The 14,690-nt window shown below is 31.0% G+C and carries 13 protein-coding genes and 1 riboswitch; of the genes, 3 read left to right on the plus strand and 10 right to left on the minus strand.

What is annotated here, in order from left to right; all coding sequences use genetic code 11:
* Window positions 1-650 precede the first annotated feature (650 nt).
* The 4 genes from CD129_RS03335 to metK form a co-directional block, all read right to left on the minus strand.
* A complete protein-coding gene (locus tag CD129_RS03335) occupies window positions 651-1,493 on the minus strand; it encodes an aldo/keto reductase (RefSeq protein ID WP_107510191.1) in 843 nt (280 codons plus the stop codon).
* Between the two features lie 28 nt (window positions 1,494-1,521).
* Window positions 1,522-2,904, minus strand: coding sequence for an NAD-dependent succinate-semialdehyde dehydrogenase (locus tag CD129_RS03340; RefSeq protein WP_115337299.1), 1,383 nt, complete (start codon window positions 2,902-2,904; stop codon window positions 1,522-1,524).
* A 58-nt stretch (window positions 2,905-2,962) separates the two neighbouring features.
* Window positions 2,963-3,874 (minus strand): nuclease-related domain-containing protein, encoded by a 912-nt coding sequence (locus tag CD129_RS03345; RefSeq protein WP_078357599.1) that lies wholly within the window; start codon window positions 3,872-3,874, stop codon window positions 2,963-2,965.
* 276 nt (window positions 3,875-4,150) lie between these two features.
* Window positions 4,151-5,344, minus strand: coding sequence for a methionine adenosyltransferase (gene metK, locus CD129_RS03350; protein WP_078357600.1), 1,194 nt, complete (start codon window positions 5,342-5,344; stop codon window positions 4,151-4,153).
* A gap of 101 nt (window positions 5,345-5,445) precedes the next feature.
* Window positions 5,446-5,558, minus strand: a riboswitch (SAM riboswitch).
* Window positions 5,559-5,739: 181 nt separating this feature from the next.
* Between metK and pckA the strand changes: the two genes are divergently transcribed.
* Window positions 5,740-7,338, plus strand: coding sequence for a phosphoenolpyruvate carboxykinase (ATP) (pckA, locus tag CD129_RS03355; protein WP_126577732.1), 1,599 nt, complete (start codon window positions 5,740-5,742; stop codon window positions 7,336-7,338).
* Between the two features lie 50 nt (window positions 7,339-7,388).
* Here pckA and CD129_RS03360 read toward each other — a convergent pair whose 3' ends face one another.
* Window positions 7,389-8,162, minus strand: coding sequence for an alpha/beta hydrolase family protein (locus CD129_RS03360; protein ID WP_174221863.1), 774 nt, complete (start codon window positions 8,160-8,162; stop codon window positions 7,389-7,391).
* Entirely contained in the window at window positions 8,146-8,610 is a 465-nt protein-coding gene (gene ytkD, locus CD129_RS03365; protein WP_078357602.1) for an RNA deprotection pyrophosphohydrolase, read from the minus strand. The genes CD129_RS03360 and ytkD overlap by 17 nt, the downstream gene beginning before the upstream one ends.
* Before the next feature lie 66 nt (window positions 8,611-8,676).
* Here ytkD and CD129_RS03370 point away from each other — a divergent pair, with 66 nt between their 5' ends.
* Together CD129_RS03370 and yidD are read left to right on the plus strand one after the other, a co-directional pair.
* Complete coding sequence (locus CD129_RS03370) at window positions 8,677-9,462, plus strand: hypothetical protein (RefSeq protein ID WP_078357603.1); 786 nt, start codon at window positions 8,677-8,679, stop codon at window positions 9,460-9,462.
* A gap of 10 nt (window positions 9,463-9,472) precedes the next feature.
* Complete coding sequence (yidD, locus tag CD129_RS03375) at window positions 9,473-9,703, plus strand: membrane protein insertion efficiency factor YidD (RefSeq protein ID WP_078357604.1); 231 nt, start codon at window positions 9,473-9,475, stop codon at window positions 9,701-9,703.
* A gap of 69 nt (window positions 9,704-9,772) precedes the next feature.
* Here yidD and menC read toward each other — a convergent pair whose 3' ends face one another.
* From menC to CD129_RS03395, 4 genes are all read right to left on the minus strand, one after another.
* The gene (menC, locus tag CD129_RS03380) at window positions 9,773-10,771 is read right to left on the minus strand and encodes an o-succinylbenzoate synthase (protein ID WP_107509867.1); all 999 of its coding nucleotides are present in this window, start codon (window positions 10,769-10,771) and stop codon (window positions 9,773-9,775) included.
* Window positions 10,764-12,161 (minus strand): o-succinylbenzoate--CoA ligase, encoded by a 1,398-nt coding sequence (menE, locus tag CD129_RS03385; RefSeq protein ID WP_078357606.1) that lies wholly within the window; start codon window positions 12,159-12,161, stop codon window positions 10,764-10,766. Before menE ends, menC begins: the two co-directional genes overlap by 8 nt.
* A gap of 130 nt (window positions 12,162-12,291) precedes the next feature.
* Window positions 12,292-13,464 (minus strand): MFS transporter, encoded by a 1,173-nt coding sequence (locus tag CD129_RS03390; protein ID WP_078357607.1) that lies wholly within the window; start codon window positions 13,462-13,464, stop codon window positions 12,292-12,294.
* 140 nt (window positions 13,465-13,604) lie between these two features.
* On the minus strand, window positions 13,605-14,447 hold the full coding sequence (locus CD129_RS03395) for a DegV family protein (RefSeq protein WP_115337298.1): 843 nt from the start codon (window positions 14,445-14,447) through the stop codon (window positions 13,605-13,607).
* Window positions 14,448-14,690: the final 243 nt, after the last annotated feature.

Here is a 14,690-nt window from a genome sequence, read left to right on the forward strand (position 1 = left end):
TCGTGCATACTTGCTTACCTTTTTATATAATTTTACGATTTTGTACGTGCATGCTTGCCTAGGGGTATGGCTCGAGCCTGTAGTCTCTCACTCATACTATTCCCTCAGGCGTCCGCACTTACAAAATCGTTGCAAATATTTATTTTATATAGAAAACAGGTTTTTCTAAGAGTTAGCTAAATGATTATCATTAAAATGCTAGGACATTTATGTCAAAGGCAATTAATCTTAAGTGTCTATATTTACATAAGTTGAGAAAAGTGTAAGGAAGGATATCCATAGTCACATAAGTGGAAAGAAGTGTAAATAAGGATGCCTATGTTAACACAAGTCAGTAGAAGTGTTAGCAAAGATGTCCATAGTCACATAAGTGGAAAGAAGTGTAAGTAAGGATGCCTATGTTAACACAAGTCAGTAGAAGTGTTAGCAAAGATGTCCATAGTCACACAAGTCGAAAGAAGTGTAACTAAGGGTATCTATATTCACACAAGTCGAAAGAAGTGTAAGCATGCGCATAAATAAATATCAACAAAGTCTAAATTTCCCAATATGATTTTCATAAAAAATAAGAGCAGAAATTCATTATTAAAATTGAATTTCTGCTCTTATAAAATTTTCTAGGACAAATATATCCTAAGCTCTGATTTATTTTATTTACCTGTGAAAGATTCTGGGTCTGGACCAATTCTTTCATCTTTATTTAAAGCATTTAATCTTGATAATTGGCTATCTGATAATTCAAAATCAAATACATTTAAATTTTCTTCTATTCGAGATGGTGTCACTGATTTTGGTATAACAACAATATTCTCATCAATATTCCATCTTATAATGACTTGTGCAGGTGTTTTACCTAATTCATTTGCTATTTCTTTAACAACTTCATCTTCTAATATTTGCCCATTCATTAATGGAGACCATGATTGTGCTACAATTTTTTGAGCTTCTAAGTATGTTCTCAAATCTTTTTGAATTAAATAAGGGTGACATTCGATTTGATTAATCACTGGTTTTATAGAAGCTTCTTGCAACAATTCTTCTAAATGATTGACATGGAAATTACTTACACCTATATTTTTAATTTTCCCTTCATTATATAGATCTTCCATGGCTTTCCATGTTTCAGAAATCAAAGCTTTATCTTGACCTGGCCAATGGATTAAATATAAATCAACATAATCTAAACCTAATCTCTTTAATGAAGCTTCATATGCTGATTGTACATTTTCTCTACCATAATCTGACATCCAAAGTTTAGTTGTGATAAACAAATCTTCTCTGTTTAAACCAGCTTCCTCTAAACCTTCTTTAATACCTTGACCTACTTTTTCTTCGTTTTGATAAGTTTGTGCAGTATCAATATGTTTATAGCCACTAATTATTGCATGTTTAACAGCTTCTCGACATTCATCATTATTTTCCACTCTAAATGTACCTAATCCTAGCGCTGGTATGCTATTACCGTTATAAAACTCAACTAATTTCTGTGTCATTATATTGCCTCCTGGTTTCCTTAAATACTTAGATTAATATTGAAACGACTTTAGTCTCAAGGTAAGGTTCTATACCTTCAGAACCGCCTTCTCGTCCAAAGCCACTTTCTTTCATGCCTCCGAATGGTATATGAGTAGCACTTGGGCCACCATCATTCCATCCAATTACACCATAATCTAAGTTCTCATACAATTGTATACCAATACTATAGTTCTCTGTAAAGAAATATGCTGCAAGTCCAAATGGCGTATCGTTAGCTTTTTGAATAACTTCATCAATTTCTTTATATGTTGTAATTGGTGCTACCGGTCCAAATGTTTCCTCAACCATAATTTGCATATCGTCAGTTACATCTGCAAGTACTGTAGGTGTTATATAATAACCACCATCTCTATAGCTATCTCCTCCTGTTACGATTCGTGCACCTTTACTTGTTGCATCGTCTATATGAGATTTTATTTTTTCAAATCCATCTGCATTAATAACCGGTCCAATATCTGTAGATTCATCTTGGCCATTACCTACTTTTAATTTACTTACTTCTGATCTTAATGACTCTTCAAATGAATCTTTAATGGATTCATGAACATAAATTCTATTTGCACAGACACAAGTTTGACCCGCATTTCTAAATTTTGAAGCAATTGTTCCTTTAACTGCTTTATCAATGTCTGCATCTTCATGGACTATAAGTGGCGCGTGACCTCCTAGTTCTAAAGTCACTTTTTTAAGTGTAGAACTCGATTGTTCCATTAATTGCTTACCAACTGGTGTAGATCCAGTGTATGTTATTTTTGAAATCAATGGATGCTTAGTAAATATTTTCCCTATATCTTTACCTGTTCCATTTACATATTGAATTACATCTTTTTCAAAACCAGCTTCATGAGCTAAATCAACTAATTTCATAGTCGTAAGTGGCGTATCCTGTGCAGGTTTACATATAAATGTACATCCTGCTGCTAATGCCGGAGCTGCCTTTCTAGTCATCATTGCTGCTGGGAAATTCCAAGGAGTTATACTAGCGACGACTCCAACAGGCGCTCTCGTTACAATTAATCTCTTATTATCTACATGTTCTGGTATTGTTCTACCATAAGTACGTTTTGCTTCTTCAGCAAACCATAAAATATAATCAGTCGCATATTTAACCTCACCTTTTGATTCTTTTAAAGGCTTTCCACTTTCCTTAGTCATAGTTAAAGCAATTTCATCTATGTTTTTTAAAATCAATTCATACCATTTATACAATAAAGCACTTCTATCGTGGGCAGGTTTCTTCTTATAATCTTGGAATACTTCATGTGAACGTTTAATTTTTTCATTAATTTCATCTTCACTATTATTTTTTAACGTTTCAATCACTTCACCAGTTGCCGGATTCTTAACATCAAATTCTTCATTTCCCATTTTATATTCCACCTTTTTTATATAAAAATAGCGCTACATAATATGCAGCGCTTTGTTTCTAAGGATTAAACTTTTCAATTTCATCCATAATTCTTTCAAGGTCTTCCACACTATATTGGAATCTACCATGGAAGACAAATTTATTAAAGAAATGTTGTAGTTGTTTTTCTCCTACTAACACTTTAATGTTAGGATCTTGTGAGTAATTACTTATAGTAGCTTCACTCACTTCATTAGGATGGAAGTATATGATTGGTGTTGGTGTATATTTAAGTTCCAGTTGTCGTTGTAATTCTTCTGTTGTACCATCAACTTCTTTAACTTCATCAGTATATGAATGAAATGCTGCAGTTTTATTATTTGATTGTTTTTCTAGTAATAACGTTTGTTCTTTATTTGGATTTAAATCCAAAGTTCCAAAAACTTGTCCTAATACTGGAAAATCATTAAACTGCTGTTCTGTAATACCGTGATAGATGTGACCACTTACTAAATTTGAGTCAATAACATAAATGCCTGTTCTAGTTAATACTAAATGGTCTATTTGTCTTACTTTGCCTAAAGGATCTTTAGGTAAAAATATATTAGCCATTATATGCATATCTTCAGGTCTAATTCTACGTTCATTTACAAGTTGATCTCTTAATTCTAATAAATGTCTATCAGTTATATATTCCCCTTCATTCTTGGAAAATAACTTTAATGAGTCAATTTCTCTTTCTTTTTGTGAAATTTCTTGTTGATGTGATTCTTTTTGTTTAGTTAGAACCTTTTTATTCTCTACTCTTTCATGATCTAACTTCTCTTTGTGCTCAGATTTTAGCGACTCGTTTTGTTGTTTATGAGATTCTTGAATCTTAGTCAAAGATTTTTTCTTTTGTTTTAACGAAACAAAGAATAATATAATAAATAATATCGCAATAACAACTGCTGCGATTAATCCATAATGAATCGGTTCTAATTGACTCATAATTGCAGATCGCTCCCTTTCATAAGTATTACTTCTATTATAGTAAAAAATTCAAATTAATTCAGTATTTATCATAAAATATATTAATTATCCCATTATATTTTTTAATACTTCGTACATTTGAATAGTTATTCCTCACTTTAATAGTAAATTAATTTAATTTCCAATAAAAACACTTTAAATAACATGTACAAAACCTATAAGCAAAGTCCAATGTTTGCAGAAATTAAAAAAGCACTGCATAAAAAGGTAATTTTTTATACAGTGCTTTTTAGTTTATTTAAGTAAATCTTTTAATAAGTCTACTTTATCTAATTCTTCCCAAGGTAATTGAACATCTGTTCTTCCAAAATGTCCATATGCTGCAGTTTTTTTATAAATAGGTTGTCTTAAATTCAGCATTTGTATAATGCCTGCAGGTCTTAAGTCAAATACTTCTCTAATTTTTTCTACTAAAGTTGTTTCTTCAACTTTACCAGTTCCAAATGTTTCTATTGATATTGAAACTGGCTGAGCCACACCTATTGCATATGCTAACTGAACTTCACATTTGTCTGCAAGTCCACTAGCGACAATATTTTTAGCTACATAACGCGCTGCATAAGCTCCTGATCTATCCACTTTAGTTGGATCTTTCCCACTGAAACATCCACCGCCATGTCTAGCATAACCACCGTATGTATCTACGATAATTTTTCTTCCAGTTAATCCTGCATCACCTTGTGGTCCACCAATTACAAATCTACCTGTTGGATTAATAAAGAATTTAGTTTCATCATCTAATAATTCTTTAGGAACGATTGGGTAAATAACATGATCTTTAATATCTTGTTGTATTTTTTCTAGTTCAATTTTTTCATGATGTTGTGAAGAAATAACAATTGTATCAACTCTTACAGGTTTATCATTCTCGTCATATTCAACTGTTACTTGTGTCTTACCATCTGGACGTAAATAATCTAAAGTGCCTTCTTTACGAACATCTGTTAATCGTTTAGCTAATTGATGTGCTAAATAACCTGGTAACGGCATATAAGTTTCTGTTTCATTTGTTGCATATCCGAACATAAGCCCTTGGTCTCCTGCACCAATAGACTCAATTTCTCTATCTGTTAAGTCATCTCTATCTTCTAACGCACAATCTACACCTTGCGCTATATCTGGAGATTGTTCATCAATTGCAGTTAAAATTGCCATTGTTTGAAAATCATAGCCATATTTTGCTCTCGTATATCCTATATCTTTTACAGTTTGTCTTACTACTTTAGGTATATCAACATATGTTGAAGTTGAAATTTCACCTGCAATTAAAGCCATACCTGTTGTTACTGTTGTTTCGCAAGCGACTCTAGCTTTAGGGTCACCTTTTAATAATTCGTCCAAAATTGCGTCAGAAATTTGATCCGCAATCTTATCTGGATGCCCTTCTGTTACTGATTCAGATGTGAAGAGTCTTCTATTCTTTAACATAAAAAATCTCCTTTAAATAATGTTGTACGGTCTCTTTCTCTGCGCAAATAAAAAGTGCCCTCTCTCAATAAAAATAGAGAGAAGGCACACTCGTCCATTCGCTCTTATCGTTCAGACAATATTGGTCTGCAAACGGTTTGGCACCTTTCTTTCAAATAGAAAGAGGTTGCTGGGTTTCATTGGGTCCATGTCCCTCCACCACTCAGGATAAGAGAATCCGTCAAAGACGATAATACTAGAGTTTTCTGATTATGTCAATGCAACGAAATATAATTCAATTGTCATAAATTTTTAAAATAAATTTTCCTATTAGTATAGACTATATATTTTAATGTGTTATACTAATTCCATGAAAATGCTTACAACACTAATATAAGACATGGGGGTCGTCATTTATGGCAATACAGTCAATTACAGAATCAATCGAACTTTCTAACCTTCTTAATAAGGAAACTACACACAAACAACTCTCTAGAACTGAATTATATAGTCATATTCTAGAATCTGGTGAAGGGGTATTAACTGAATCTGGTGCTATTAGAATGGAAACAGGGAAATATACCGGACGTTCACCTAAAGATAAATTTATTGTAAAAGAAGCAGATACAGAACAAGATATTGATTGGGGAACAATCAATCAACCTATCTCAGAAAATAGCTTCTTAAATTTATATGATCAAGTTATTGACTATTTAAACCAAAAATCACAACTTTATGTCTTCAATGGATATGCTGGTGCAGATGAATCATCACGCTTAGATTTACGTGTGATTAATGAGTTACCTTGGCATAATCTATTTGCTCAAAATATGTTTATACGTCCTGAAACTAAAGAAGATGCACTTAATATTAATCCTAACTTTACTGTTATCAGTGCACCTGGATTTAAAGCAAATCCAGAAAAGGACGGCACAAACTCTGAAACATTTATTATCACTTCATTCAAACATCGCGTTATATTAATTGGTGGTACTGAATATGCTGGTGAAATGAAAAAAGGTATATTCTCAGTTATGAACTACTTGTTACCTAAAAAAGGCATTATGAGCATGCATTGCTCAGCTAATGTTGGTTATAACAAAGATGTCGCTTTATTCTTCGGTCTATCTGGAACAGGTAAAACAACTTTATCTGCTGATCCAAATAGAAAACTTATCGGAGACGACGAACACGGTTGGAATGAGAATGGAGTCTTCAATATCGAAGGAGGCTGTTACGCTAAAACAGTAAGCCTTAGTCGAGAAAAAGAACCACAAATTTATGATGCAATTCGATATGGTACAGTATTAGAAAATGTAGGTGTTAAATCTTGTGGATCAGTTGATTACAACGACACTTCATTAACTGAAAATACTAGAGCAGCATACCCTATCGATTTTATAGATAATATTGTAACACCATCAATTGCAGGTCATCCAAATACAATCATCTTCTTAACAGCAGATGCATTTGGTGTATTACCTCCAATTTCAAAATTAGATAAATCACAAGCGATGTATCACTTCTTAAGTGGATTTACATCTAAATTAGCAGGAACAGAAAGAGGCGTAACGAGTCCACAACCTGTATTCTCAACTTGTTTCGGCTCTCCATTCTTACCATTACATGCGACAGAATATGCAGAATTACTTGGTAAATTAATTGACGAACATGATGTAGATGTTTACTTAGTGAACACTGGCTGGACTGGTGGAGAGTATGGTGTAGGTTCTAGAATGGACTTAAAACATACACGCTCAATGATTCGTTGTGCAATAAGTGGAGAAATCAAAAATTCTGAATTTGTTAAAGATGATATTTTTGGTCTAAATATTCCTAAACACGTTTCAGGAGTACCATCAGAAATATTATACCCACGTAATACATGGGTATCAGCAGAAGCATATGATGAAAAAGCTAAACAACTTGCTTCAGATTTCAAAGAAAACTTCTGTAAATTTGGAGAAACTTCAGAACACATTCAAGCAGAAGGCGGATTTACTTTTAATCGTTAAAATTAACCCCATGTATAAAAAAACCCTTAAAGTTGAACTGAAATTCAACTTTAAGGGTTTTTGTTTTCACATTTATCCATCCAATTATGAATTTGAATGAGTGTCTGTTTTTCTTTTTCAGGTCTAAATACATGCCCTTCTCCTTGTTCATAAATCGTGCTATATTCTACATTATGTTCTTTTAAATGTTCTTCTAAATGGTACGCCATATTGATATTAACTTGTTTATCTTTATCACCATGAACAATTAAAATTGGCGGGCTATCTTGATTAATGTTTTTCAAAGCATTTCTACGTTCATATTCTTCATATTGCTTTTTAGGATGTCCAACCATCCTTTTTAACATTCCTCGTAAATCAATTCTCTCTTCATACATCATAAGTAAATCAGTTACTCCGCCCCAAATTATATAACTTGTTGCTTTAACTGTTTGATACGTAAGTAAGCCTTGTATACCGCCTCTAGAAAAACCTATAATATGAACAGGTATTTGCGGGTATTTTTCTTTTAATATATTGATACCAACAATTACATCATTTAAATCGTCTCCACAAAAATGATCTCTTCCTTCGCTTCCGTTACTTCCTCGATAATAAGGAGCGAATACTAATGTATTTTTATTTTTAAATTGAGACATTCTTGCTGGCCTTACTCTACCAACTTGTCCTTTACCACCTCGTAAATAAACAACGATTCTTTCAACGTCTTTATGAGGTGTCATTAGCAACCCTCTAACTTTAAGTCGATCTACAATATAAATCACTTCTTCTGTCACGTGATCTAAAAGGAAAACAGGCATTCTTTTTCTACTGAAGAAATCCAAGTTTATACACCCTTTCAACACACTTTAATATCGCTTTATCTTTTAATAAAAAACTCTTTTTTTGTTCAGGTACATCATCTATATTTTGAACAATAATCGGGCCATATGTTTCAAAATACTCACTTTTTACCTCCATCGAATCAACTTTAATAAAATATACGTCTTTATCGAATGGTTTCTCATCATGCACTGTATATGAAGCAATAAACGTTACTTCTTTAGGGATTGCACCTGTTTCTTCATATAATTCTCTTACTATTGCTTCTTTATTTGTTTCATTTTGCTCCACTTTTCCACCAGGAAATTCTATTCCTCTGATTTTATGATGAGTCATAATATAATTATTCTTGTATATAGGAATTCCAAGTACATGTTTAGCTTTTTGTATATCGTTCGCTTCTTTATATTCTAAATCTACGTTTAGTCCATATGGATCTTTATAGCGCATGAAACACGACCTCTTTCTTCGATTGTGATAAACTGTATATATATTTTATTAGGAAGGTAGAAAATATTGAAAAAATTAACCTTAACGTCCTTGATATTAACAATTACTCTTATTCTAGCAAGTTGTAGTCAACAAGGTCAAAATAATTTTAAAAATAGCAGTGAAGCTATTGAAGCATTTCAAAAAAACATTAAAGATGTCGATACCCATTCTATAAAATCTAAAAATGAAACAACTGTAGATTTTCAAGATAGAAAGACAAAGTTAAAACAAAATTCATATGGCCGTACAAATCATCACGATAAACTTTCATTTAATGTAGAACAATCTAGTAATACTAAGGAATTCAAAACACGTGACAAAAGTATCTTTATAGATTCAAATGAAATCAAATCTTCACCAAAGACTAAATATTTAAATTATCATGCACAAAATGCTGAAATTGATTATTATCAAAAAATTGGTCAAGACTGGTTTGATTTAACTACATTTAACCAAAGTTTATTAAAACCGATTGAAGATGATGTGACGATTAAAGACAATACCCTTTCATATGAAGGTACTGACAGCGTAATGAAATATTTATATCAATTAGGATATAGCCAATCTCCTTTAATCGATCAAGAATCATTAAGTAATATTAATGATTTAAAAATTAAAAAAGGTAAATTCAATTTAACTTTCCAAGAAGACAAAACATTACCTAAAAAATTAACTTTTAATATTGTCGCTACAGGAAAAATAAAGAACGAAACAATAAATATTCATATGAAACAAACAACACAATTTTATAAGTTTAATAATACTAAAGTTAAACCATACAAAAATTTAACAGAAAATAATTATAAATAGGAGAATTGATATGAAAAAGTTATTCATTAAATTAATCCGTCTATACCAAAACTATATATCACCATTAACTCCACCTACATGCAGATTTGAACCAACATGCTCTAATTATGCTGTAGAAGCAATTTCTGAATATGGTGCATTAAAAGGAACATGGTTAGGTACGAAAAGAATATTAAAATGTCATCCATTCCATGCAGGAGGATATGATCCAGTTCCACCAAAAAAAGACCATACACATTAATTGTCTCAACCTTAGTCAACCATAGTGGGATCGTAATCTTTTTTAAAATTAGATTACGATCCCACTTCTTTATTTTATAAGTTTATCTGTATCTACTTTTGGTGGTAAATATTTAATTTTATTGTTCTTTATTTCAGCACTATCCTTAACGATATCATCCATGAAATAATAATCACTTGGTGTCACATCACTTGGATAATCACTATGCTGAGCTAAATATGCGGTGAAATAACTACTTAAACCAAATTCATACATACCACCTATTACAAATTTCAATTTATTCTTTTTACAATAATCGATTATTTCTAGAGATTTATCTATCCCTCCTATTCGGGAAGGTTTAATAACAACCCCATCTATAAGTTCAGATTTATTAAATTTATTAATTTGTTCTAAATTCAAAGCTGACTCATCAATAAATATAGGTAACGTTAATGATTTACGATATTCCTTATATAAATCAAAATGACTAAATGGCTGCTCTATATAAATAAAGTCTTGATCTTTAAATGTGTTTAATAAAGAAATATTACTTTCTTCTAATACTCCGTTTGCATCAATAGCTCTTTTAATTTGAGGATAATATTGTTCTAAAAATGCAATATCATTTCGAATTCCATTGTGCCATTTTATTTTAATTCTTGAAGGTAATTCACCATGATATTGATTAAAGTATTTTTCAATATCATGATTTACAGTAGCACCATATGCTATATCAAATTCATATAAATCATGGAACTTCTGATAAAAAATCATAGACATTACAGTTCGAGCGTTCGGAAAGTCATTTAGTTCATCTATTAATTGACAACTTAGTTTATAACTATTTATTTGATCATAAACATGTCTTTCAAACCAATTAGTTAATTCTTTTTTTACAGAATCTATCGTTTCAAAATGATACCAATCCGTGCTAAAGGCATTACACTCTCCATAGTATTTCTGTCCATTACTATCAACCCATTCAACAATCAATACTTCACGTTCTTCCATTTCAATTAAAGGTGTTTTGATAGATACTCTGAACGGAGCTTTAAATAAATAAAAATTCATCGTATTTTTACTCATGGGTTATCCACTCTTTCACTTTATGCCTTGAAAGTTTACCGGTTGAAGTTCTTGGTATTTCATCCATTTTATAAAAATATTTTGGGTGTTTATATTTGGCTAAATATTCATTCAACAAAATCTTAAATTCATTAATTTCTATTTTACTTTCACCTTCATATACTAAAGCAGGTACTTGTCCCCACTTTTCATCTTCAACAGGAACCGCAACACATGTATTAATCTGCGGATGATTTAACATGATATGTTCTATTTCAAAAGGATATATATTTTCTCCTCCACTAATAATTAAGTCTTTTCTTCTATCATAAATATATACGTATCCATTTTCATCTATAGATCCAATATCACCAGTCTTGAAGTATCCATCTATAAATGTCGTAGTATTACTATTAGTTGTTAAATAACCATTCATAACATTACCACCTGAAACAGCTATCTCACCGTGCCCATCAGCATTCTTATTTAAAATTTTAAGTTTTACATTTGAAGGTATTTTACCAACCGTACTTGGTTCATCACGTAACATTTCTGGACTTGCAGTTACAAACTGCGAACATGTTTCTGTCATACCAAATGAATTATAAATTGGTAAATTGTATTCAAGTGATTTATTGATCATAGATTCTGATAATTTTGCTCCACCTAACAGTATTTTCTCCAAATTATAGGGTTCTTTTAATTCCTCTTTAATCAACCATTGCAATGTCTGAGGAACGAGTGAAATATGTGTAATACCTTCATGCTTAATCAAATGCATAACACGGTCAATATTAAACTTAGCTTCTAATACTACTGTGAAACCTTCAATTAAACTACGTATAAGCACACTTAAACCAGATATATGATAAATAGGTAGCACTGATAGCCATTTCGTTAATGAATCATAACCAAGGCTTTCTTTACAGCCAATAGCACTATAATAATGATTCGAAAAAGTTTGAGGTACAGCTTTAGCAGGTCCAGTTGTCCCTGACGTAAACATTATCGTAGCAATATTATCCATTTTAAATTGAGATTCTAAATTATGTTTATTTATATGATTTATGTCACTTATATTTATATTCTTTTGTTTAATATCAAGTGAATTATAAGTCAATACTGTTTGTACATTAACACTATCTAATTGTTGTTCTATTTCTCTTGATGTCAATTTAGTGTTAATCATCACAATCTCAACATTCGCTAGCCAAGCTCCAATAATCAAAGATACATGATGGATATCATTCTTTATATAAAATGCCACCCTATTTAAATTAAGTTGTTTTAAATACGACGCATATACTTTTGACTCTTTGAATAGTTGTTGATATGTTATTTCAATATCATCTTGTTTGATTGCTACTTTATTTGGTGATTCAATTACGCGTTGTTCAATCCAATGTTTCATATTTGGACCTCCTTATATCATTATTTATTATAACGATAAATTCATAATAGAACATAAAAAATGCTTTATGCATAATATAAAATCCCGACAAAGTTTAAATTATGTCGGGATTTATATTATTAGTTCTTAGTTATGCTGAAGTATTTTGTTGCATTCTTCTTTTTGTAACGATACGTTCTAACATTAAGAACACTAGTCCAATGATAGTTAAAAATGGTGCTACTAATGCTAGATCTTTAACTTCTAATTGGCTAACTACTATTCCACCTATAAAAGCACCTAGTGCATTACCAATATTAAATGCAGATTGATTCATTGTACTTGCTAACATTGGCGCATCTTTTGAAATGACCATACTCTTAAATTGAAGAGAAGGACTCATACTAAATCCTATAAGTCCAAATATAAAGATACCAACAACCATTAACAGGCTATAATTTTGAATAAAGTACATCATAAAAATATAAATAGGAAAAACAATAAAAATAATGTTTAGTGCTCTATTTAAATTCCAATCTGCTAGTTTACCACCAATTATATTACCTAAAGTGACACCTACACCAAATATTATAAGAACAAATGAAATCCATCGCTCATCTATATGTGAAACATTAATTAAAATTTGAGAAATATAAGTAAAATATGCAAATACACTACTAAACCCAAATAATGTTACACCAAGAGTTAACCATAATTTAACGTCTTTTAATACATTTAATTCATTTTTAATAGAAATAGGTTGAGTATCTTTTTGATTCGGTACATATTTAATAATTCCTATTAATGTTAGTAGACCTAATATACTTATAATTATAAAGGTCATTTTCCAACCAAATATTTGACCAACAAAAGTCCCGAATGGTACGCCTATAATATTACTCATTGTTAAGCCCATAAACATTAGCGCCATAGCACTAGCTCTTTTATGAGGTGGCACCATGCTTGCTGCTAAAATAGAACCTATACCAAAGAAAGATCCATGTGCTAGCGCCGCAACAATTCTACTTAACATTAATAACTCATAGTTTGGAGCTATTCCGCCTATTCCATTACCTACTATAAAGATTCCCATTAATAAAACGAGTAAATTTTTTCTTGGTAGCTTATATGTAGCAAGAACTATAATCGGTCCTCCAATGGCAACACTAAGTGCATAACCTGTAATCAGTTGCCCAGCATCAGACACAGTTACATTCAAGTCTCTTGCAATATTTGGTAGCAATCCCATGATTACAAACTCTGTCATACCTATTGCAAACGCACCAAGACTTAATATCCATATCGCTAAAGGATACTTCTTCATCAAACACAACTCCTTTAACCTTATTATTTTAATCAGATTTATCCATATTAGTACGTTTATAAGCATATGACAAGCTTTTTTTATAAATTTTTTATAAATAAAAAAAACTGAGAAATAGATTCTCAGTTTTTAAAACGATTTCATTCAGTTGTATTAATCCAACCAATACCAATCGTTCCATAACCAGTATGAACAGAAGCAACAGGTACTAATGATTCAACATATACATTTATATTACTATTCAATGTTAAAATACGTTCTTTCCAAATATGTGCCTCTTCTTCATTACCAGCATGTAGTACACCAATACTTGTAATCCCCTTATCAATTGCCTCTTTCATACGAGCAATTAAATAAGCTTCAATTTTCTTCATTCCTCTAGATTTAAGTTCTAAATCTATCGTTCCATGCTCTAATTTCAATAAAAGTTTAATGTGAAGTAAGCTACTCAATAAATATTTTCCATTAGATACTCTACCACTATTTTTCAATTGCTGTAGGTTTCTTGGTAATAAATATAATTCACTTGTTTCTTTTACACTTTCTAACTTATTCACTATCTCATCAAATGATTTATTCTCATTATATAGCTTTCTCCCATATTCAACTAATTCTTTCTGAGGAAAACTCCCTGTACCGCTATCGACAACATGGATCTCCATAGGAAAATTTTTTGAATTTGAAAGTGATGAAGCAGAAGTACCCGATAAACTACTTGAAGGGTGAATCGCAATAACATGCGTATATCCCTCATCTTCAATTTGCTGATAAGTTTCAATAAAATCTTGAGGTGTAGGTTGAGCCGTTTTTGCTCCATTACCATTTTCCTTTAACATATCGAAACATGATTTTGAACTTTCAAACTCTGTATCTTTATATGGTTTGTCTTCTATAATTGTTGATAAAGAAACTACAAATAAATCTTTCTCGTCAATATTTTGATCAATATAAGTTGTTGTATCAATTAACCACGCTAATTTCATTACTTCCTCCAGTGTATATAAAATATACGAATCATCTTAGTGTATTATTTTAACTCTAATCTTATTAATACCATATATTCCAGTTCTACACAATTAAAAAAAGAAACAATAAGTTCGAACAATCATATAATAAAATATAGGTTTGTAATTCTAATATAATTTTATTAACAAACCTTATTATTTAGGTGATTAATATTATAAGGTAAATTGTACTATATGAATTATTTTAGATAAAATTTACTA

It is taken from the genome of Mammaliicoccus fleurettii, from assembly GCF_003970575.1.
GTDB lineage: Bacteria > Bacillota > Bacilli > Staphylococcales > Staphylococcaceae > Mammaliicoccus > Mammaliicoccus fleurettii.